This is a genomic window from Halorubrum sp. SD626R, from assembly GCF_001261915.1.
In the GTDB taxonomy this organism is placed as follows: Archaea; Halobacteriota; Halobacteria; order Halobacteriales; family Haloferacaceae; genus Halorubrum.
In genome coordinates, this window is sequence record NZ_CVRT01000109.1 from 14,862 (window position 1) to 34,911 (window position 20,050).

General features: G+C 69.4%; 21 protein-coding genes and 2 tRNA genes. 17 read left to right on the top strand and 6 right to left on the bottom strand.

The window, feature by feature from the left end; genetic code table 11:
- Positions 1 to 36: 36 nt before the first annotated feature.
- Positions 37 to 561, bottom strand: a complete 525-nt coding sequence (locus SD626R_RS11600; protein WP_092566521.1) for a DUF7858 family protein — start codon at positions 559 to 561, stop codon at positions 37 to 39.
- Positions 562 to 724: 163 nt separating this feature from the next.
- On the opposite strand from SD626R_RS11600, the gene SD626R_RS11605 reads away from it, so the two are divergent.
- Positions 725 to 1,720, top strand: coding sequence for a transcription initiation factor IIB (locus SD626R_RS11605; RefSeq protein WP_092566522.1), 996 nt, complete (start codon positions 725 to 727; stop codon positions 1,718 to 1,720).
- A 98-nt stretch (positions 1,721 to 1,818) separates the two neighbouring features.
- Positions 1,819 to 3,450, top strand: a complete 1,632-nt coding sequence (locus tag SD626R_RS11610) for a GTPBP1 family GTP-binding protein (protein ID WP_092566523.1) — start codon at positions 1,819 to 1,821, stop codon at positions 3,448 to 3,450.
- A gap of 36 nt (positions 3,451 to 3,486) precedes the next feature.
- Here the strand turns inward: SD626R_RS11610 and SD626R_RS11615 are convergent, their stop codons facing one another.
- Together SD626R_RS11615 and SD626R_RS11620 are read right to left on the bottom strand one after the other, a co-directional pair.
- On the bottom strand, positions 3,487 to 3,831 hold the full coding sequence (locus SD626R_RS11615) for a dihydroneopterin aldolase family protein (RefSeq protein WP_092566524.1): 345 nt from the start codon (positions 3,829 to 3,831) through the stop codon (positions 3,487 to 3,489).
- A gap of 77 nt (positions 3,832 to 3,908) precedes the next feature.
- Complete coding sequence (locus SD626R_RS11620; RefSeq protein WP_241996773.1) at positions 3,909 to 4,712, bottom strand: PHP domain-containing protein; 804 nt, start codon at positions 4,710 to 4,712, stop codon at positions 3,909 to 3,911.
- 106 nt (positions 4,713 to 4,818) lie between these two features.
- Between SD626R_RS11620 and SD626R_RS11625 the strand changes: the two genes are divergently transcribed.
- From SD626R_RS11625 to SD626R_RS11680, 13 genes are all read left to right on the top strand, one after another.
- Positions 4,819 to 6,144 carry an amidohydrolase gene (locus SD626R_RS11625; protein ID WP_092566525.1) on the top strand — a complete coding sequence of 442 codons (1,326 nt, stop codon included), beginning with the start codon at positions 4,819 to 4,821 and terminating at the stop codon, positions 6,142 to 6,144.
- An 89-nt stretch (positions 6,145 to 6,233) separates the two neighbouring features.
- Positions 6,234 to 6,869, top strand: a complete 636-nt coding sequence (locus SD626R_RS11630) for a LysE family translocator (RefSeq protein ID WP_241996771.1) — start codon at positions 6,234 to 6,236, stop codon at positions 6,867 to 6,869.
- 239 nt (positions 6,870 to 7,108) lie between these two features.
- Positions 7,109 to 8,521, top strand: coding sequence for a DNA primase (locus SD626R_RS11635; protein ID WP_092566527.1), 1,413 nt, complete (start codon positions 7,109 to 7,111; stop codon positions 8,519 to 8,521).
- Positions 8,522 to 8,628: 107 nt separating this feature from the next.
- Positions 8,629 to 9,918 carry an adenosylhomocysteinase gene (locus SD626R_RS11640; protein ID WP_092566528.1) on the top strand — a complete coding sequence of 430 codons (1,290 nt, stop codon included), beginning with the start codon at positions 8,629 to 8,631 and terminating at the stop codon, positions 9,916 to 9,918.
- A gap of 57 nt (positions 9,919 to 9,975) precedes the next feature.
- Positions 9,976 to 10,134, top strand: a complete 159-nt coding sequence (locus SD626R_RS16885; protein WP_176697320.1) for a hypothetical protein — start codon at positions 9,976 to 9,978, stop codon at positions 10,132 to 10,134.
- A gap of 56 nt (positions 10,135 to 10,190) precedes the next feature.
- The gene (locus SD626R_RS16890) at positions 10,191 to 10,340 is read left to right on the top strand and encodes a hypothetical protein (RefSeq protein WP_176697321.1); all 150 of its coding nucleotides are present in this window, start codon (positions 10,191 to 10,193) and stop codon (positions 10,338 to 10,340) included.
- Between the two features lie 53 nt (positions 10,341 to 10,393).
- Complete coding sequence (gene nucS, locus SD626R_RS11645) at positions 10,394 to 11,191, top strand: endonuclease NucS (protein ID WP_092566529.1); 798 nt, start codon at positions 10,394 to 10,396, stop codon at positions 11,189 to 11,191.
- A 130-nt stretch (positions 11,192 to 11,321) separates the two neighbouring features.
- Positions 11,322 to 11,852 (top strand): 50S ribosomal protein L16, encoded by a 531-nt coding sequence (locus tag SD626R_RS11650; protein ID WP_092566530.1) that lies wholly within the window; start codon positions 11,322 to 11,324, stop codon positions 11,850 to 11,852.
- Between the two features lie 131 nt (positions 11,853 to 11,983).
- Positions 11,984 to 14,038, top strand: a complete 2,055-nt coding sequence (locus SD626R_RS11655) for a DEAD/DEAH box helicase (RefSeq protein WP_092566531.1) — start codon at positions 11,984 to 11,986, stop codon at positions 14,036 to 14,038.
- Positions 14,039 to 14,126: 88 nt separating this feature from the next.
- Positions 14,127 to 14,197 (top strand) — tRNA-Pro (locus tag SD626R_RS11660).
- 322 nt (positions 14,198 to 14,519) lie between these two features.
- Positions 14,520 to 15,668 (top strand): group I intron-associated PD-(D/E)XK endonuclease, encoded by a 1,149-nt coding sequence (locus SD626R_RS11670; protein WP_137782702.1) that lies wholly within the window; start codon positions 14,520 to 14,522, stop codon positions 15,666 to 15,668.
- A gap of 214 nt (positions 15,669 to 15,882) precedes the next feature.
- Positions 15,883 to 15,956 (top strand) — tRNA-Phe (locus SD626R_RS11675).
- 346 nt (positions 15,957 to 16,302) lie between these two features.
- Positions 16,303 to 16,809, top strand: a complete 507-nt coding sequence (locus tag SD626R_RS11680; RefSeq protein ID WP_092566534.1) for a DoxX family protein — start codon at positions 16,303 to 16,305, stop codon at positions 16,807 to 16,809.
- Here SD626R_RS11680 and SD626R_RS11685 read toward each other — a convergent pair.
- Entirely contained in the window at positions 16,806 to 17,132 is a 327-nt protein-coding gene (locus SD626R_RS11685; RefSeq protein WP_092566535.1) for a zinc ribbon domain-containing protein, read from the bottom strand. The two genes, SD626R_RS11680 and SD626R_RS11685, sit on opposite strands and share 4 nt — an antisense overlap.
- An 80-nt stretch (positions 17,133 to 17,212) precedes the next feature.
- A complete protein-coding gene (locus SD626R_RS11690; RefSeq protein WP_176697322.1) occupies positions 17,213 to 17,752 on the bottom strand; it encodes a hypothetical protein in 540 nt (179 codons plus the stop codon).
- 196 nt (positions 17,753 to 17,948) lie between these two features.
- On the opposite strand from SD626R_RS11690, the gene SD626R_RS11695 reads away from it, so the two are divergent.
- Positions 17,949 to 18,143, top strand: a complete 195-nt coding sequence (locus SD626R_RS11695) for a cold-shock protein (RefSeq protein WP_004048101.1) — start codon at positions 17,949 to 17,951, stop codon at positions 18,141 to 18,143.
- A 239-nt stretch (positions 18,144 to 18,382) separates the two neighbouring features.
- Here the strand turns inward: SD626R_RS11695 and SD626R_RS11700 are convergent, their stop codons facing one another.
- On the bottom strand, positions 18,383 to 18,697 hold the full coding sequence (locus tag SD626R_RS11700) for a 2Fe-2S iron-sulfur cluster-binding protein (protein ID WP_092566537.1): 315 nt from the start codon (positions 18,695 to 18,697) through the stop codon (positions 18,383 to 18,385).
- Positions 18,698 to 18,894: 197 nt separating this feature from the next.
- Between SD626R_RS11700 and SD626R_RS11705 the strand changes: the two genes are divergently transcribed.
- Positions 18,895 to 20,049 carry a DUF7093 family protein gene (locus SD626R_RS11705; protein ID WP_092566538.1) on the top strand — a complete coding sequence of 385 codons (1,155 nt, stop codon included), beginning with the start codon at positions 18,895 to 18,897 and terminating at the stop codon, positions 20,047 to 20,049.
- Position 20,050: the final 1 nt, after the last annotated feature.

Genomic DNA, 20,050 nt, shown 5'->3' on the forward strand with positions numbered 1-20,050 from the left:
TGAAACCGAGCCGGAGGGAGCCGCCGGGTCGCGGGCTCAGCGCAGCCCGTCGGGCGAGCCCAGCGCGCCGCCGGGAGCGTCGCCGTCGCCGCGGAGCCCGTCGCCGAGCGGCGCCGCGCCCGCGACGTGCGCGTCGACGGCGTCGGCGACCGCGGGGACCGGGTCGTGGGTCTCGACGTACGTCGCCAGCGCGAAGTCGGCCTCGTCGCCGCCGGCGAGCGCGACCGCCTCGCTCCGGGCGATCCGGCCGTCGAGCCAGTCGCGGACGACGCTCCGGCGGCTTGGCGCGAGCGGGCAGACGCCCTCGACGCCGCAGCGGTGGAGCGCCTTCGCGCCGGTCATCGGCGTCACGCCGGCCTCGCGGGCGGCGTCGCCGACGCTCCGGCCGGCCGTGTACGCGTCGACCAGCGTCGCGGTCGCGGCCGGGGTGCACGGCAGGTCGTCCGCGTGCGCCGCGAGGCGGTCGACGAGCGCCGTCTCCGTGTCGTCGGCGACGGCGACCCCGCGCTCGCGCTGGCTCGCGGTCACCTCCAGCCCGTCCGCGATCTCCGACAGCGTCATGCGAACGCTTGGGTCGTTCGACGGGTTAAAACCACCGTACTGCGGAGCGGCGAGAGCCGCTATCACCGACCGGTAACCGGTCGGTTCGAGCGCGCCGATCCGGGCGATCGCCCCCGAATTCTCCCGGGTTTAAGTAAGGCATCGGGCCCGAGTTCGACGTGTGATGAGCCGAGCACGCTCGACCCGCGCCCGTTCGCACCGCACCGAGACGACAGACCGCGCCGAGGAGGCGACCGCGACCGCCGAAGAAGAGGCGGCTGACGCCGAGGAGAAGACGGCGGGCGACGCCGAGGCGTCCGCGACCGCCGTCGACGAGTGCCCGGAGTGCGGAGGTCGGACTCGCGTCAATTCGGCCGAACGCGTCTGCGACGACTGCGGGCTCGTCGTCGAGGCCGACCGGATCGACCACGGCCCGGAGTGGCGGTCGTTCGACGACGACGATACGGACCCCAAGCGGACCGGCGCGCCGCTGACGCGCTCCCGACACGACCGCGGGCTCTCGACGGAGATCGGTCGGTCGACCCGCGTGAAGGGGCGAAAGCGCCGGCGGCTCGCCCGGATGCGGACCCAGCACAACCGCGCGCGGATCTCGACCAAGCGCGACCGCAACAAGGTGTACGCGTACACCGAGATCCGCCGGCTGACCGGCGTGTTGGGCCTCCCCGATAGCGTCCGGGACGCGGCCTGCGCGCTGTTCGACTCCGCCCAGGAGGAGAGCCTGCTGCGCGGCCGGTCGCTGGAGGGCTTCGCGGCCGCCTGCGTCTACGTCGCCTGCCGCACCGCCGACGTCGCCCGAACGGTCGGAGAGGTCTGCGACGAGGCGAAGGCGACGGAGGACGAGCACCGGGCCGCCTTCGACGCGATGAACCGCGAACTCGGCCTGCCGATCGCACCCAGCGGTCCCGTGGAGTACCTCCCGCGGTTCGCGAGCGACCTCGGCTGCACGGCCGAGGTGGAGCGCCGCGCGGGCGAACTGGCCGAGCGCGCCGTGAGCGAGGGGATCGCGAACGGCCGCAACCCGGTCGGTGTCGCCGCCGCCTGCCTGTACACCGCGGCCCGCGAGCTGGACACCGACTGCACGCAGCAGGAGGCGGCCGACGTCGCCGACGTGACGCCGGTGACGGTGCGGCGGACGTACGTGGACCTGACCGGGGAGTGAACCGCTCGGGATGGCTCCCGAGCGTTCGGTACCGATCACGTGGCGTGAGGATCCATACCACGAAAACCGTTAAGCCCGGCTGTCGCCTACGAGCGCGTATGAGCGCTGACCGGTCCGCCCTCAGGCGGGCCATCGAGCGCGGCGAGCGCGACGGCGGCGAGATCGAGTTCAAGGAGCGGCTGACCCGCGAGGTCCACCTGGCGGAAGGGCGGATGGAGTCGCTCGTGGCGCAGCTCCGCCACCGCGTGCTCTCCGGCGACGGCGAGGCGACCTACGTCCTCGGCGTCACCGACGACGGCGGGTTGGCTGGAATCTCGCCCGACGCCTTCTCCGAGACGATGGACGTGCTCTCCCTCTTGGCCGACGAGGCCGACGCCCACATCGCGGACGCCGAGACGTGGAGCGCCGGCGCCGACGGCAACGCCACCGACGCCGGGCTCGTCGGCCTCGCCACTCTCCGCGACGGCGGGATGTTCGAGACGGACGACGACCACCTCGTGGTCGGGACGGCGGGCCACGTCGACCACGGGAAGTCGACGCTCGTCGGGACCTTGGTCACGGGCCGCGCTGACGACGGACAGGGCGGCACGCGCGGCTTCCTCGACGTGCAACCCCACGAGGTCGAGCGGGGGCTCTCAGCCGACCTCTCGTACGCCGTCTACGGCTTCGAGGAGGAGGGCGACGAGCCGGTCCGGATGGACAACCCGCACCGCAAGTCCGACCGCGCCCGGATCGTCGAGGAGGCGGACCGGCTCGTCTCGTTCGTCGACACGGTCGGCCACGAGCCGTGGCTCCGGACGACGATCCGCGGGCTCGTCGGGCAGAAGCTCGACTACGGGCTCTTAGTCGTCGCCGCCGACGACGGGCCGACGAAGACGACCCGCGAGCACCTCGGGATCCTGCTCGCGACAGAACTGCCGACGATCGTCGCGATCACGAAGGCGGACGCCGTGAGCGACGAGCGGCTGGCCGCGGTCGAGCGCGAGGTCGAGTCGATGCTGCGCGACGCCGAGCAGACCCCGCTGCTCGTCGACCGCCACGGGATCGACGCGGCGGTGGCGGAGGTCGGCGACGGCGTCGTCCCGCTCCTCCGGACCAGCGCGGTGACCAAGTCGGGGATCGGGACGCTCGACCGGCTGTTCGAGACCCTCCCGAAGCGCGCGACCCCGGAGCGCGAGGAGTTCCGGCTGTACGTCGACCGGAGCTACAAGGTGACCGGCGTCGGCGCGGTCGCGTCCGGCACCGTCAACTCCGGGACGGTCGAGGCCGGCGACGAGCTCCTGCTCGGCCCGATGGCCGACGGCTCCTTCCGCGAGGTGGAGGCCCGCTCGATCGAGATGCACTACCACCGGGTCGACAAGGCGACCGCCGGCCGGATCGTCGGCATCGCGCTGAAGGGCGTCGACGAGGAGGAGATCGAGCGCGGAATGGCCCTTCTACCCCGCGAGAGCGACCCGGATCCGGTCCGCGAGTTCGAGGCCGAGGTGATGGTGCTGAACCACCCGACCAGGATCCAGGAGGGGTACGAGCCGGTCGTCCACGTGGAGACCGTCTCCGAAGCGGCCGTCTTCGCGCCCGAGGGCGGCCGGCTCCTCCCCGGCGACACCGGCCGGACGCGGGTCCGGTTCAAGTTCCGGCCGTACCTCGTCGAGGAGGGCCAGCGGTTCGTCTTCCGGGAGGGGTCGAGCAAGGGCGTGGGGACCATCCGCGATGTCGACCCGGCGGAGTGAGTCGGTCGGCGAGGGGGCGGTCGGCGGCCGGGCGGTTCAGTCGTCCCCGACCGAGACGAGTTCCATCAGCGGGTAGCCGTCGCGCATTTCCATCCGGGTGCGGACGGTGACGCCCTCGCGCTCGATCCGCATCTCCACGTCCATCAGCGACCCGGTGAGCTCGGTGTATCCGTTCTCGTGGTCGATGGCGTCGGCGACGCGGTCGTCGTGGATCTCGACGGTCACCGACTCACAGAACGGCTGGTTCTCGATCGACTCCGCCATCGCGGCCTCCAGGCTCCGCGCGCTCGCCGGGCTGACGGGCGTTCCCGCGAACTGGTGGTACAGCGAGCCGAACTTGATCCCGGCCTCGAAACACGCCTGCTGGGCGTCGGTTACCATGCCGGTGTTCCGGCGGCTGCGGCCTAAGGGGCTTCGGAGGGGGCCGACGCTACTCGATGGCTCGGGGAAAGATCGGGCTACTCGGCGGCGCGGGGAGAGTCACCGAGGAGCGCATCGACCGGGAGCGGTTCGACTCCCGTCTCGTCGAGGTAGCGCTCCAGTCGCGGGACCCGGTCGGCGAAGTCCTCGGGGTCGTGCGAGTCGGTGCCGACGACGAACCGGACGCCGCGGTCGCGGAACGCGTCCACGAACGGCTCGGTCGGGTGGAAGAGGTCGAACTCGCCGCGGTCGCCGGCCCGACCGGCGTTGATCTCCGGGACGGTTCGGGAGTTCGCGCAGGCGACCGCGACTCGCTCCCGGTGGGCGTCGGTCGTGAGCCCGCGGAGCGCCGGGTGGTTCTCGACGAGGTCGGCGTGCGCGAGCACGTCGAACAGCTCCGACTCGACGAGGGCGACGACCGCGTCGTAGTAGTCGTCGACGAACGCCCGGCGCTCGGCGCCGCTCGCGTCGTCGAACGACTCGAACGGGAACACCTGCCTCCCGGCGACGTAGTGGACGCTCCCGACCGCGTAGTCGAAGTCGGCGTCGGCGAGGAACGCCCCGATCGCCGGCTCCAGTTCCGGCTCGTAATCCATCTCGACCGCGTCGTAGAGGGTCAGGTCGGTGCGGTCGGCGGCGATCGCGAGCGCCTCGCGGCGGCGCTCGTGGGTGCGGTCGAAGTTGCGGTTCCACAGGAGCCGCTCGTCGCGCCACGCCTCGCTCAGGCTGCAGTGGTCGGCGAAGCCGACGGCGTCGAGCCCCGCCGCCTCGGCGGCGTCGACCATGAGCGGGATCCCGGAGCCGTCGGAGTAGGACGTGTGCGCGTGGACGTCGACGGTCACTCCTGAAGAGAGGGGCCGGAGCGGCCTAAGCCCGTCGCGGGCGCGGGGACGACGAGCGGCGCGCTCGAACCGAAGCCGTTTGGTTCGGGGGGCGGAATCGACCCGTATGAACGCGCTCCGCGTGACGGGCGGGCGAGTGCTCCGCCCGGACGGCTCCGCGACCGAGTCGGACGTGACGATCGACCGCGACGCGGGGCGGATCCTCGCGGTAGGGGACGAGACCGCGAACGACGGGGAGGGTACGGACGTCCCCGACGCCGACGAGACCCTCGACGCCTCGGGATCGCTCGTGATCCCCGGGCTCGTCAACGCGCACACTCACGTCGCGATGACGCTGCTCCGGGGGTACGCCGACGACAAGCCGCTGGACGCGTGGCTGCGGGAGGACATCTGGCCGGCCGAGGCCGAACTGACGCCCGACGACATCGAGGCGGGCGCCGCGCTCGGCGCCTTGGAGATGATCCGCTCGGGGACGACCGCGTTCGCGGACATGTACTTCGCGATGGACCGGGTCGCCGGCGTCGTCGACCGCGCCGGCCTGCGCGCGCGACTCGGCCACGGCGTCGTGACGGTCGGGAAGGACGAGGCCGACGCCCGCGCCGATGTCGAGAAGAGCCTCGCAGTCGCCCGCGAACTCGACGGCGCCGCGGACGGGCGGATCCGGACCGCCTTCATGCCGCACTCGCTGACGACCGTCGGCGAGGAGTTCCTGCGCGAGGGGGTCGCCGAGGCGCGCGGGGCGGGCGTGCCGGTCCATCTCCACGCGAACGAGACGACGGACGAGGTCGAGCCGGTCGTCGACGAGCGCGGCGAGCGCCCGATCGCCTACGCCGCCGACCTCGACGCCCTCGGCCCGGACGACTTCTTCGCGCACGGCGTCCACGTCGACGACTCCGAGATCGAGCGCCTCGCGGCCGCCGGGACTGCGGTCGTCCACTGCCCGGCCTCGAACATGAAGCTCGCCAGCGGGATGGCCCCCGTTCAGCGCCTGCGCGAGGCGGGCGTCACCGTCGCGCTCGGCACCGACGGGGCGGCCTCGAACAACGACCTGGACGTCTTCGACGAGATGCGCGACGCCGCGATGTTAGGGAAGATCGCCGCGGACGACGCCGCGGCGGTCCCGGCCGCGGCGGTCGTCGAGATGGCGACCGCGGCGGGCGCGGACGCCCTCGGCCTGCCGGGCGGCCGGATCGAGCCGGGGGCGGCCGCCGACCTCGCCGTCGTCGGTCTCGACGCGCCGCACCTGACGCCGGTCCACGATCCGGTTTCCAACCTGGCGTACGCGGCGCGCGGGAGCGACGTGCGGCACACGGTCTGTGACGGAGAGGTGCTCATGCGCGACCGCGAGGTCCTGACGCTCGACGCCGAGCGCGTGCGGGAGCGCGCCGCGAGCGCCGCGAGCGACCTCGTCGAACGCGTCGGCGGATCGTAAGACGGGCGCGGCGGCGGTAGGTCGCCGACACGAATCGGATGTCGAGTCGGACGGACAGAGTTAATCGGTCGCCGACCGACGGGTCGGTCGTGATCGACCTGCCCGTCGTGGTCGCGTTCGTTCCGGCGGTGATGGCGGTCGTCGTCTCGCCGGGCCCGGACTCGATATACACGGTCACGCGGAGCCTCAGCGAGGGTCGCGCGGCCGGCGTCGCCGCGGCGGTCGGAACGGCCACCGGCGTGCTGGTGCACGCGGGCGCCGCGGTCCTCGGGCTGTCCGCGCTGCTCCGGACGACCGCCGAGGCGTACGTCCTCATGAAGTACGTCGGCGCCGCCTACCTGGTCTATCTCGGCGTGCGGCTGCTCAGGGACGACGAGACGTTCGAGATCGACGAGCCGGTGGAGTCCGGGGACGGCTCGCTCCTCGACTCGTACCGAAAGGCGCTCACCATCAACGTCACCAACCCGCAGGTGGCCGTCTTCGTCCTCGCCTTCTTCCCGCAGTTCGTCCCGGCGACGGCGGACGCCGCCCTCCAGTTATCCGTCCTCGGAGCGGTGTACGCGGGGCTCAGTCTCGCGTACCTCGCCGCGGTGGCGCTGTTCGCCGACCGGGTCCGGCACCTGCTGTTGGACTCGGCGACGGGGCAGCGGGCCGTCCGGTACGCGAGCGGAAGCGTCCTGATCGGCTTCGGCCTGAAGCTCGCTCTAGACGAGGGGAGGATCTAGCGAGCGGCGAGAGTCGAACCCCGCGAGCGGCGAGGCGGAGGCGACGGGCGCCGCGCGCGAGCCGCGCCCGAGGGCCGATCCGGACCGAGCCGCCCCTCGGTTCGGGGCGGAATCGACGTTTCCACCGGGGAAACCGAGAAATCGCCGCAGAGACCCGTTAACCCGGATAAAATCCGGATTAAACCGAGTTAAGCGAACTGCCTTTTTATCCGGTAACGGCGGGACGACCCGAGTGGACAATGAGAGGACGCACGACAGCACTCCTACTGGTCGCGGTCGTCGCGCTCGGCGCGATGACCGGCGTCGCCGCCGCCGACGGTCACCTCGAAGTGGCCGTCGACGACGTCGACGGGGAACCGACGGTCACGGTGACCGAGAACGACACCGCGGTCGAGAACGCCACCGTGGTCGTGAGCGCGGCCGACGCGGAGAACGAGTCGTACGCGGGAGCGGGCGAGTACGAGACGGACGCGAACGGCACCGTCGAGCTCCCCGTCCCCGAGGAGGACGTGACGGTCGAGGTCACGGCCGCCGCCGACGGTGAGACCGCGTCGACGACGGTCGATCTCGAGGCGCCGGACGGCCTCGAACTCGACGTGGAGAACACCGACGGTGAGCCGGTCGTCACGGTGACCGAGAGCGACACCGCGGTCGAGAACGCCTCGGTGAACGTCACGACCGCCGACGAGAACGAGACCTACGTCGGCGCGGGCGACTACGAGACCGACGAGAACGGCACCGTCGCCCTCGACGCGGCCGAGGAGGACGTGACGATCGAGGTTACCGCCGAGTACGAGAACGACTCCGTCTCCGAGACGGTCGATCTCGAGGCCCCTGAGGGGCTCGAACTCGACGTCGAGAACGCCGACGGCGAGCCGGTCGTCACGGTCACCGACGACGACGAGGCCGCGGAGAACGCCTCGGTGAACGTCACGACCGCCGACGGCCAGAACGCCACCTACGCGGGCGAGGGCAGCTACGAGACCGACGAGAACGGTACCGTGACGCTTCCGGCCGCCGAGGAGAACGTCACCGTCGACGTGACCGCCGAGTACGAGAACGACTCCGTCTCGACCACCGTCGACCTGACGGCCGACGAGGGCGCCGAGGCGCGCGGGCCGTTCGGCCTGCAGGTCCGGGAGTTCATCGCGAACCTGGACGACCGCGAGGGCGGCATCGGCGAAGCCGTCTCGGACTTCGTGAGGGAGAACAACCCGGGGAACGCGCCGGACCAGGCGGGCGGCCCGGACGAGGCGGACGACGAGGACGGTGAGGACGCGGACGACGAAGACGCAGGCGCCGAGGACGACGACGCCGAGAACGAGAGCGACGCTCCCGGGAGCGGGAACGCGCCAGACCACGCCGGTCCCGATAACGACGACGCCGACGGCGAGCGCGGACCCCCGGACCACGCCGGTCCCGGTAACGACGACGACGACGACGCGGACGGGAACGAGACGGACGAGGACGAAACCGAGGAAGACGACGAGGACGACGCGGATGACGACGACGCAGAAGAGGACGGCGCCGAGGAGGACGATGCCGAGGAAGACGACGCGGACGACGAAGACGACGCGGATGAGGACGACGACGACGGGAACAACGGCGAGCGCGGACCCCCGGACCAAGCGGGCGGCCCGGGCGGGAACTGATCGCGCGACCCGGCGACCCGGGCGGTGACCGACGGCGGGAACGGCTTTTTTCCCGGACCGAGTCCGGTGTCGGCAGGGTTTAGTGCGCCGTGAGCGAACCAGTAGCCATGAGCGAAACCGCGTATCCGCCGGTGTCACAGCACCTCTCGGACGTCGAGGCGGCCCGGGAGGAGGGGCGCCGGAAGATGGACTGGGCGCTCCAGCACATGCCGATTCTCAACGCGCTCCGCGAGGAGTTCGTCGACGAGCAGCCGCTCGCCGGCGAGACGATCGCGATGGCGATGCACGTCGAGGCGAAGACCGCGAACCTCGTCGAGCTGCTCGCCGAGGGGGGCGCCGAGGTCGCGATCACCGGCTGTAACCCCCTCTCGACGCACGACGACGTGTCGGCCGCGCTCGACGCCCACGAGTCGATCACCTCCTACGCCGTCCGCGGCGTCGACGACGACGAGTACTACGACGCGATGCACGCCTGCATCGCGCACGGCCCGACCATCACCGTCGACGACGGGATGGACATGGTGAAGCTCGTCCACGAGGAGTATCCGGACCTGATCGACTCCATCGTCGGCGGCGCCGAGGAGACGACCACCGGCGTCGACCGCCTGCGCGCGATGGACGCCGACGGCGAGCTTCACTACCCCGTCTTCGCCGTGAACGACACGCCGATGAAACAGCTGTTCGACAACGTCCACGGCACGGGCGAGTCGTCGCTCGCGACCATCGCGATGACGACGAACCTCTCCTGGGCCGGGAAGAACGTCGTCGTCGGCGGCTACGGCCAGTGCGGGAAGGGCGTCGCGAAGAAGGGGTCCGGTCAGAACGCGAACGTGATCGTCTGCGAGGTCGACCCCCGAAAGGCGCTCGAGGCCCACATGGAGGGATACGAGGTGCTTCCCATGAAGGAGGCCGCGAAGAAGGGCGACGTGTTCGTCACGACGACGGGCAACCGCGACGTGATCACCCGCGAGCACTTCGAGGAGATGGACGACGGCGTCCTCCTCGCCAACGCCGGCCACTTCGACGTGGAGGTCAACCTCGACGACCTCGACGACCTCGCGGTCGACCGCTACGAGGTCCGCGACGGCGTCGAGGGGTTCGAGATGCCCGACGGCCGCGTCCTGAACGTCATCGCGGAGGGACGGCTCGTCAACCTCGCCGCGCCCATCGCGCTGGGGCACCCGGTCGAGGTGATGGACCAGAGCTTCGGCGTGCAGGCGGTCGTCGTCCGCGAGCTCGCCGACAACGGCGACGCGTACGACGCCGGCGTCCACGACGTGCCCGACGAGCTCGACCGCGAGGTCGCGGACATCAAGCTCGCCGCCGAGGGCGTCGAGTACGACGACCTCACCGACGAGCAGCGCGAGTACATGGGGAGCTGGGAGCACGGGACCTAATTCGAAGCACCGGCATCCGAGAAAGAATTTTCTGAGTCTGTATACGACCGCATACTCATGGCGAAAAGCATCCGCCTCTCCGAGGAGGCCTACGATCGGCTCGCCGGCGAGCGATCGCTACTCGAACTCACTGGCATTCTGAGCGACGACGAGGCCGACGCGCTCCGTGAAGCCGTCGAAGAGCGGCGCGATCGGCGCGCGGCCGAGCTAGATTAAACCGACCGCTCCGCCGCCTTCGACCCGCTTTTGTGCGGCGCGACCGTACCGACCCCATGAACGTCACCGCGGTGTTACACGCCGGATTCGCCGTCTCGGTCCTGGCCGGGATCCTCGTGTCGGACACGACGCTCCGCGTCGCCGCCTTCGCGCTCGGCGCGGTCCTCTTCGTCGCGGGCATCGTCGTGTCGCGGCGAGGAGACTGAAACCGCATGCCCGGCGCGCGCCCTTTTTGAGTCGCGACCGCCTACGGGAGCCAGTGACAGTCACGAGCGTCCACGATCCGAGCCACCGCGAGGCGCTCTGGGAGCTGGAAGACGCCTTCGAACGCGGCGACCTCGTCAGCGTGTTCGGTCGCTGTACGGTCTCCTACGAGGGCCGCGCCGCCTCCGACCTCGGCCCCGGCGACCGCCTGCTGGTGTTGAAGCCCGACGGCGCCGCCCTCGTGCACACCGACGAGGGGCGCCAGCCCGTCAACTGGCAGCCGCCGGGGTCGGAGCATCGGGCCGCCGTGCGCGAGGGGCGGCTGCGCGTGCGCTCGACCCGAGACAACCCCGACGAGACGCTGACGGTGCGCTTCTCCGACGTCCACCAACTCTCCGCGATGGCGGTGACGGGCGGCCGCGACCTGACGCTCCACGGCAGCGAGGAGGACCTCCGGACACGAATCCTAGAGCGGCCGGAACTCGTCGAGCCCGGGTTCGAACCCCGGGAAACCGAACGCCCGTCCAGCGCCGGGCCGATGGACGTCTTCGGCGTCGACACCGACGGGACCCCGGTCGTCGTCGAGCTGAAGCGCCGGCGCGTCGGGCCGGACGCGGTCGGCCAGCTCGCGCGGTACGTTCGGGCGCTCCGCGAGGAACTGGGGATCGAGGCGGCGGAAGACGAAACCGGCGGCGAGGGCGGCGGCCGCGACAGCGACGGCGGCTCAGACCCCGACGACACCCCCGCAATCCGCGGGGTCCTCGTCGCGCCGTCGGTCACCGACCGGGCCGCGGAGCGGCTCGCCGACCGCGGATTCGACCACGTCGCGCTCGACCCGACGCCGGAGGAGTGAGCCGGGTGGCGTGTCAGCCCGGACCACGATTCGGGGCGGAACGCCGCCGCTGCCCCCCGAGGAGTCGACGAAGCCGCCTCGCTATCGAAGGGTTTATCGCCGCAGCACGGGCTACATCGGACAAGTAGCCATGTCTGACAAACCCGCCTCTATGTATCGGACGATCGACAAGCCGTCGTACACCCGCCGCGAGTACATCACGGGCATCCCGGGCTCGAAGATCGCCCAGCACAACATGGGCGACCTCTCCGCGGAGCCCGACGACTACCCCGTCCAGATCAGCCTCCGCGTCGAGGAGGAGCTCCAGGTCCGACACGGCTCGCTGGAGAGCGCGCGCCTCTCAGCGAACCGCCACCTGATCAAGGAACTCGGCGAGGGCAACTACAAGATGACCCTCCGCAAGTTCCCCCACCAGGTCATCCGGGAGAACAAGCAGGCGACCGGCGCCGGCGCGGACCGCGTCTCCGACGGGATGCGCCAGGCGTTCGGCAAGCCGGTCGGGACGGCCGCCCGCCTGAACGCGGACGACATCATCTTCACCGCCTACTGCGATGTCGAGCAGGCGCCCGCCGTGAAGGAGGCGTTCCGCCGCGCGTACAACAAGCTCTCGCCGCCGTGCCGGATCACGGTCGACCGCGGCGAGAAGCTCCTCGTCTCGTAGTCCGATCCGCCTTTTCGAGGCGCGGTTCTCACGGCCGCGAGCCGCCCGGCCGGGCGCCGGCGCCCGACACCCCGAACCCGCCGCACGGCGAGCCGAACCCCTGAAATACCTTCCTCGCGTACCGGCGAGCAGTGTCAAAGCAGTTGGCCGAGGTCGAGACGCTGTTCCTCCACGAGGCGCGGAGCGACTACACCGTCGTCGCGAACCGGGACGGGAACCGGGTGCTCCGCGGGCGGCTCGAACTCAAGGAGACCTCCGCGGGCCCGCGCCCGGGGAAGTTCCGAGTGATCCGCGACGGGGAGGACCACCCGCGGCAGCCCGACGAGTTCGTCGAACTCGCCCGCGCGGCCGGCCGGATCCGAATCTCCGAGCAGACGTCGCCGGAGAACCGGACGCGGCTGCAGGCGATGCTCGACGGCTACCAGCTGGAGGCGACGGCCGTCCGGACCTGTCGGCGGTGCGCGAACGACGGGCGATACGGCCCGATCACGAGCGAAAGCGCGGTCGAGCACAACGACGAGCTGATCTGCCGCGACTGCGCCCGCCGGGAGCTGGAGCGGGAGCTCTCGTATAAAGGCGAGTTTACGGGCGCCGCCGAGGAGCGGTTGGAGGAGCTGCTGTACGAGTCCGGCGACCTCGACCGGATCGTCAACCTCCTGCAGGGGGGGCTCGACCCCGACCTCACGAAGTACGACGAGGTCTCCGCCAACGTCGACGACGTGAGCCCCGTGCGGACCGAGGACCTCGACCTCCACCCGGGTCTCTCGAAACACCTCCAGGGCCGCTTCGAGGAGCTGCTCCCGGTCCAGAGCCTCTCCGTACGGAACGGCCTCCTCGACGGCGACGACCAGCTCGTCGTGAGCGCGACCGCGACCGGGAAGACCCTCGTCGGCGAGCTGACGGGGATCGACCGCGCGCTGAAGGGGGAGGGGAAGCTCCTCTTCCTGGTCCCGCTCGTCGCGCTCGCCAATCAGAAGCACGAGGACTTCGAGGACCGCTACGGCGACCGTCTGAACGTCTCGATCCGCGTCGGCTCCTCGCGGGTGAACGACGACGGTAACCGCTTCGACCCGAACGCCGACGTGATCGTCGGCACCTACGAGGGGATCGACCACGCGCTCCGCACCGGGAAGGACCTCGGCGACGTCGGCACGGTCGTCATCGACGAGGTCCACACGCTGAAGGAGGGCGAGCGCGGCCACCGGCTCGACGGACTCATCTCCCGGCTGAAGTACTACAGCGAGAACCGGATGGAGACCCACGAGGGGTACGGCGGCACCCAGTTCGTCTACCTCTCGGCGACCGTCGGCAACCCCGAGTGGCTCGCGGAGAAGCTCCGGGCGACGCTCATCGAGTACGAGGAGCGCCCGGTACCCATCGAGCGACACGTCACCTTCGCCGACAGCCGGGAGAAGGCCGACATCGCCGACAAGCTCGTGAAGCGGGAGTTCGACACGAAGTCGTCGAAGGGGTACCGCGGCCAGACGATCGTCTTCACGAACTCCCGGCGGCGCTGCCACGAGATCAGCCGGAAGCTCCGGTACGACTCGGCGCCGTACCACGCCGGCCTCGACTACAAGCGCCGGAAGAAGGTCGAGCGCCAGTTCGGGAACCAGGACCTCTCGGCGGTCGTCACCACCGCGGCGCTGGCCGCCGGCGTCGACTTCCCCGCCTCGCAGGTGATCTTCGACTCGCTGGCGATGGGGATCGAGTGGCTCTCCGTCCAGGAGCTCTCCCAGATGCTCGGGCGCGCCGGGCGTCCCGACTACCACGACCGCGGCCGCGTCTACCTCCTCGTCGAGCCCGACGGCGTCTACCACAACTCCATGGACCGCACCGAGGACGAGGTCGCCTTTACCCTACTCAAGGGGGAGATGGAGGACGTCGCGACCCACTACGACGAGGCGGCCGCCGTCGAGGAGACGCTGGCGAACGTCGTCGTCGCCGGCAAGAAGGCCAAGCGGCTCAACGACCGGATGATCGGCGAGGTGCCGACGAAACACGCGGTCGGGAAGCTGTTGGAGTGGGAGTTCATCGACGGCTTCGAGCCCACGCCGCTGGGCCGCGGCGTCACCAGACACTTCCTTGCACCCGACGAGGCGTTCTTCATCCTCGACGCGGTCCGGAAGGGGACCGATCCCTACCAAGTCGTGGCCGACCTCGAACTGCGCGACGACGAGGAGTGAAGGGAGTCGTCGCGGGACGGCCTCGGCCAACCACGACCCGCTCGCGCAACGAAACGCTTTAGCGGCCGATGCAGGTATGTGCGGGTACGGGGCCGTGGGGTAGTGGTATCCTCGCTGCCTTGGGTGCAGTGGACCTGAGTTCGACTCTCAGCGGCCCCATCTACTACTCTTCGCCGTCACAGACAACTTGCGCAAGCTCCTCATACAGCTCCGGATGATGTTTTTCGAGAACCTCTAGGTCGGTCTGGAGTTCCTCGTGTATTCGGTTCCGAATTCGTGACACGGCTTGATACTGATTCGAACTGGATGTTTCTGATCGGAGATGTTCTCGTTCGGTTTCAGTAAGGAGAGCGCGTGTCCGAGCCATACTCAGTTTACGGACCAATCTGGTAATTGTTTGGCGCTGTTCGGTCGATATAGTTTGCAAATATACAAATGTAAATGTCATGACTTTCAAACGGAATAACGAATCACGATGGATATGGAGTCACACAGACGAGGCGATCTCACCGAGCAGATCGTTATTACCGAACTGAAGAAGCGCAATATTAGCGTGTCAACGCCAGTAGGCGGCAACGAGCGATACGATATCGTCTTGGAAAAACCGGACGGCGGTCTGCTGCGCGGACAGATCAAAACGGGGCGATTGAAACAGGGGGTAGTCCGATTCAACGGGGTAAGTCAACACACGAATTCGTCTGGGCATGTGTACGAGGAGTACGGCGACGGTGTTGACTGCTTTCTCGTATACTGCGACGAGACAGGGGAGGCCTACTTCATCGATTCGGAGGAAGTTGGCAGTTCGATGCACTTGCGGGTTGATTCCCCTACTCAGGAGACCAGTCAGATCAATTGGGCTGATGACTATCAGCTCGATCAACAGTGGCCACCCGACCGCCACGATGAGAGTGACCCGGCAGTCTCTGCAGCGATTGACGCGCTTGACAGTGTAGAGGGGTCCGTGTATGTTGATCCGACCGGAGAGGACAGCCAAGAGCTGTTGTTTGTGGACGCAGCCGGCGAAACACATCGGGTCGGAGTCGAAACCGGATGGATTGTGAACGGTCGAGTTCGGTTCACGCCGAGTAAGTCTGCAGAGTATCATCTCGTATACTGCGACGAATTGAACGGGTTGCTGTCTGTACACGCAAATGAGTTTAATGAATCAGTCTCATTTCGTGTAGACAGCGAGAATACGCGAAGGGCCAGATCGAATCCGGTAGATGCGTATACGTTCGAGAACAACTGGCCACCGGTAGTTGTCGGGACTTCGCAGGCGGATCCGACGCGGGGACTGACCCAGTTCATCGACGAACTGGAAGAGAGAGAAGTGGCGTACAATCGGGTAGAACGCATCGATGAAAAGACGGCGGAGGTCCACTGCGGGGAGTTGGACTTCCGAGTCCGCGTCGAACCAGCGTGGATCGAAAAGGGGCTAATCCGCTTCAACGCGAGCGGCGACAATGTCGAGTATTATTCGGTCAATAATCCCGAAACCGAAGAATGGTATCTCGTGTCAGAGGATTCATTCCAGAATTCCATCTCGCTGCGAATAGATCCGCCGAAAAAAGCGGATAGCCGGATCAATTTCGCGGAAGATTACCTATTGGAAGAGGTCTGGCCGGTGTAAACAGCGCCGTCACTCCGGTTGATCTTCGAGGAGCCGAGCCGCCGGGAGATATTCTTACCACTCCAGACGCCGTCTGCACGCTCGATGCGAGGGACCGGACGATGCCGGCACCCATCCGTGGAAACCGAGTCGTATGTGGCGGTTCGGTCGAGGCCGATCGGACCGCCGCCTTTCGAAATCCTTTTGTCTCGAATCGGCGTTGGTCCGAATGCGAGCCGCCTTAGCTCAGATTGGGAGAGCACTCGACTGAAGATCGAGCTGTCCCCCGTTCAAATCGGGGAGGCGGCATAGCTTTTCAACGCGATCCGCATTCGTTAGCCTTGATTGAAGATCGAGCTGTCCCTCGTCCCCGCGAGCGTAGCGAGCGGGGAACAGTGAGACGACCGAAGGGAGTCTCACGCGTTTTAAATCGGGGAGGCGGCATATTTCGAGACGGTGAGCGGAGCGAACCGTCGAGAAAACGACGCCGGACCGATTCGAGCAGACGAGTCGCGAGCCCGAGCGGGGCGAGGGCGAGCGTCTCGGCGAGTTCAAATCGGGGAGGCGGCATATTCTGAACCCGCGAGCGACAGCGAGCGGCGAGAGCTTCGAAGCCGGGAGAACGCTCATTAACCGCCCGTCGTTACGGACACGAATGAGCGACGAGACGGAGTCCGACGCCGACTCGGCCGGCCCGCTCGCCCGACGGAAACGGATCCTCCGCCGCGTGATGGGCGCGGCTTACGTGATCGCTGGCGTGACGCACTTCCTCGCGCCGGAGTCGTTCGCCCGGGTCGTTCCGCCCGAGTTCCCGCGGCCGCGGGCGCTGGTGTACCTCTCCGGGGTCGCCGAGGTGATTCTCGGATTCGGGGTGCAGTTCGACCGCACGCGGCGCGCGTCGGCGTGGGGGATCGTCGCGCTTCTCGTCGCCGTCTTCCCGGCGAACGTGTACATGGCGACCGACGACGCCGGGACCGAGTTCGTCCCCGACCGGCTCGCGGGGGTCGCCCGCGCGGCGGCGTGGGCGCGGCTCCCGCTGCAGGCCGTCCTGGTGCTGTGGGCGTGGTGGCACTCGCTTCCGGACCCGGGAGCCGGAAGCGACGCCGACATCGACGAGGACGCCGGAATCGGGGTGGAGACGAGGACCAGAGCGGCCGGCTAGGCGCCGGGCCCGAGCGGCGCCGCACAGCGGCGGCAGTAATTGAAGTCAGACTCGTTGTCCGCCCCGCACTGCGGGCACGTCGCGGTCGGGTCGTTCGAGTCGCTCGGTCCGGTCGCTCCGCCGGGGTCGTCCTCGGGACCGGCCGGGGGTCCCGGGTCGTACTCCTCGTCTTCCGCGTGCGTCTCCACCTCTCCGGCGCGTCGGCGCCGGCGGAGGTCGCGCCCCTCGCGGACGATGCCGCGCAGCACGTGGAGTCCCGCCCCCAGCGCGACGAACAGCAACACCCCCGTGACGGCGAGGTAGACCGAACCGGCGTCGACCATGCGAGCCCTTCGGACCGGAGGCTTAGGTATTGTGGGGTGGTCGCACGGGACACGATAGAGCCGCTCGCGGGACCCGCACGTCAGTATCGGAGCGTGGCGTCGAGGATACCGGCCGTCTGGCCGACGCCGACGACCGCGAGCGCGACCGCGGTCCACGTCGCCGAGGGCGCCAGCGCGACGCCGACCGCGCCGGCGACACAGCAGGCGACGCCGACGTCGTAGATCCGCGCGCCCGCCTCGACGCGGCGCCCGGTGTAGGCGAAGCCGGCCGCGGGGAGCAGCGCCCAGCCGTACAGCGAGGCAGCGAGCAGGGCGTCCGGCGGGATCCCGGGGGCGCCGAGCGCGAGGAACCCGGCGACGCCCGCGAGCGTCACGGGCGTGCCCGCGACGATGACGAGCTTCCAGGCGCGGAGCACGCCGGTCGCCATGTCGCGCCGCGAGGCGGCGACGAAGGCGACGAGCAGGGCGCTCATGACGACGTGCGCGACGAGCAGGGCGCGCGTCGAGACGACGCCGACGACCGCGAGCGCGGCGACGAGCCAGGCGGCCGGGACGAGCAGCGCCGGCCCGTTCTCGCGGAGGGACCTGAACACGGTGGGCGAATCGCGGTGGGCGCACATAAACGTCGCTCCGGCGGCGACGGCGATCGCGAGAACGGATGAAGCGACGGATCGGTCGATGGGAGGCGACGAATCCCGGTGTGCGGTCAGCGATCACCTCGATAACCGCCGATAACGGGAACAATCGTCTACCTACACCCGTGGTAACTGTACACTCGCAATCCTTATGCCCGGACGGGGCGTCCGTTACGATGCAATGGCGACCGGAAAGGTTGATTTCTTCAACGACACTGGCGGCTACGGATTTATCGAGACTGACGACGCTGACGACGACGTGTTCTTCCACATGGAAGACGTCGAAGGGCCGGACCTCGAAGAGGGCCAGGAGCTCGAGTTCGACATCGAGTCCTCGCCCAAGGGGCCCCGCGCGTCCAACGTCGTTCGGCAGTAAGCCGATCCGATACGGTGGGTCGGTCCGGCTGACGCCGAACGCGACTCTGACACGCGACAACGAGACTTCTGCCCGCCCCCGGATTCACGTCCGAAGCGGGTTCTTATCACGACACAGAGCGTCGCCGCCGCCGATCGGTTCGGTCCGTGACGGCCGGTCCGGTCGACGGCGCGACGACGAGCGGCAGCAGCGCTGATCGCACGTCGATTGAGAAGAGAAGAGCGGCCGCGACGGCCGACTCAGATGTGCTGGCCGAAGAGCCCGCGCCCCTTCGTCACCTCGACGTCGCCCTCGACTCTCGTCTGACAGGCGAGGCGGACGTCGTGGCTGGGGTGGTGCGGCGGGAACCAGAGGCGGAGTTTCTCCTTCTTGCTCGGCTCGCTCACCTCGCCGTCGACCTGGACCGCACAGGAACCGCACGACCCCGCGCCCCGGCAGTTGAGCTGCTTCATCTTGCCGTTGTACACGGAGAGGCCGGCCTCCGCGAGGACGTCGCGTAACACGGCGCCCTCCTCGCACTCGATCTCCTCGCCCTGGTAGGATACGGTAGGCATGTCGGTGAGAGGTACAGGGCCGATCCACAAAGAGGCTGTGTCCGCGGCGCGGGCCGACCGGAACCGAGGGCGTCGGGGGAACCGGGAGCGTCGCCGTCGCTCGGCGCGTCGACCGCGTCGTCCCCGAAACGGTCGTGTGCCAGGCGTCAGACGCCGGACGGGGCGTTTTTTACCCTCGGCACCGCAGCAGTGACGTAATGGGACTCAGGTGTCTGCTCGGGCACGACTTCAGCGAGCCCGAACTACGGCGCGAGCGCGAGGAGGACGGGAACGAGGTCGTCACGACCGTCACCGAGGTGAAGACCTGCGCTCGCTGCGGTGAGACGCAGGTCGTGAGCGAGAACACCGAGGTGACGACGATGGCGCAGTTGACCGACGAGGCCGCCGCTGGCGCCGAGGCCGCGGACTCAGCGTCGCCGACCGCGGAACCGGACGCCGACGACGACCGCACCGCGGCCGGCGACGTCGGACCCGACGCCGCGTCGACGGACGCCGACGCGATGGACGCCGGACCGACGGACGCGGGAGCGGTCGCGGCGTCGACGGACGCGGGCGCCGATGCTGACGCCGACGACGCCGTGATCATCGACGACGAGCCCGCGGCACCGGCCGACGACGGGACCGGAGGCGAGGTCGCGAGCGGCGGGCCCGCGGGCGCGGCCGGCGAGGACGGCGCCGCGGCGGACGCGACGGGCGACGAGACCGCGACGGACGAGGACGAGGGCGCGGAGGTCCTCGAATCCGAAGCGGAGGAGGACGCCGGGACGCTCGGGGGCGGCGAGGAGTACGCGGAGTACCCCGAGGTCGAGACCGCCGAGTCGCCGTCGGCCGACGAGTCGGAGGCGGACGCGGACGACGGCGTGATCCTCGACGAGGAGGCCGAGCCGGCGACCGACCGCGAGCGCGGGGCGTGGCCCGACGTCGACGAGGCGGACGACTCGGGGCCGGCGACGACCCCGTGGCCCGAGCAGCGCGGCGAGGACGAGGGGTTCAGCGCGGAGGTCGGCGAGGGCGGCGCCGGCGACGTCGACTTCGGCGGCGGCCTCACCCCCGAAGCGGCCGAGCCGGCCGCGGAGGACGGGGACGCGGAGTACGTCGAGGCGCCGGACCGTCCCGCCGACGAGGTCGGCGGGACGGTCGAAGCGCGAGAGGGGGAGGCGGAGCCGGCCGACGCGGGGACGGAGATCACCCGCGCCGAGAGCCCCGACCTCTCGACGTCGACCGCGGAGGCGACGACGGAGTACCACTGTCCCGAGTGCGGGATGAGCCGCGACGCCGACGGCAACTCCATGCGCGCGGGCGACATCTGCCCCGAGTGCAAGCGCGGCTACGTCACCGAGCGCCCGGTCTGAT

Coding starts and splice junctions, on each gene's coding strand:
- SD626R_RS11650 (WP_092566530.1), top strand. CDS start 11,322: ATGTCTGACAAACCCGCCTCTATGTATCGGACGATCGACAAGCCGTCG.
- SD626R_RS11640 (WP_092566528.1), top strand. CDS start 8,629: ATGAGCGAAACCGCGTATCCGCCGGTGTCACAGCACCTCTCGGACGTC.
- SD626R_RS11605 (WP_092566522.1), top strand. CDS start 725: ATGAGCCGAGCACGCTCGACCCGCGCCCGTTCGCACCGCACCGAGACG.
- SD626R_RS11625 (WP_092566525.1), top strand. CDS start 4,819: ATGAACGCGCTCCGCGTGACGGGCGGGCGAGTGCTCCGCCCGGACGGC.
- SD626R_RS11610 (WP_092566523.1), top strand. CDS start 1,819: ATGAGCGCTGACCGGTCCGCCCTCAGGCGGGCCATCGAGCGCGGCGAG.
- SD626R_RS11635 (WP_092566527.1), top strand. CDS start 7,109: ATGAGAGGACGCACGACAGCACTCCTACTGGTCGCGGTCGTCGCGCTC.
- SD626R_RS11705 (WP_092566538.1), top strand. CDS start 18,895: ATGGGACTCAGGTGTCTGCTCGGGCACGACTTCAGCGAGCCCGAACTA.
- SD626R_RS11695 (WP_004048101.1), top strand. CDS start 17,949: ATGGCGACCGGAAAGGTTGATTTCTTCAACGACACTGGCGGCTACGGA.
- SD626R_RS11680 (WP_092566534.1), top strand. CDS start 16,303: ATGAGCGACGAGACGGAGTCCGACGCCGACTCGGCCGGCCCGCTCGCC.
- SD626R_RS11600 (WP_092566521.1), bottom strand. CDS start 561: ATGACGCTGTCGGAGATCGCGGACGGGCTGGAGGTGACCGCGAGCCAG.
- SD626R_RS11685 (WP_092566535.1), bottom strand. CDS start 17,132: ATGGTCGACGCCGGTTCGGTCTACCTCGCCGTCACGGGGGTGTTGCTG.
- SD626R_RS16890 (WP_176697321.1), top strand. CDS start 10,191: ATGAACGTCACCGCGGTGTTACACGCCGGATTCGCCGTCTCGGTCCTG.
- SD626R_RS11690 (WP_176697322.1), bottom strand. CDS start 17,752: ATGTGCGCCCACCGCGATTCGCCCACCGTGTTCAGGTCCCTCCGCGAG.
- SD626R_RS11700 (WP_092566537.1), bottom strand. CDS start 18,697: ATGCCTACCGTATCCTACCAGGGCGAGGAGATCGAGTGCGAGGAGGGC.
- SD626R_RS11670 (WP_137782702.1), top strand. CDS start 14,520: ATGGAGTCACACAGACGAGGCGATCTCACCGAGCAGATCGTTATTACC.
- SD626R_RS11615 (WP_092566524.1), bottom strand. CDS start 3,831: ATGGTAACCGACGCCCAGCAGGCGTGTTTCGAGGCCGGGATCAAGTTC.
- SD626R_RS16885 (WP_176697320.1), top strand. CDS start 9,976: ATGGCGAAAAGCATCCGCCTCTCCGAGGAGGCCTACGATCGGCTCGCC.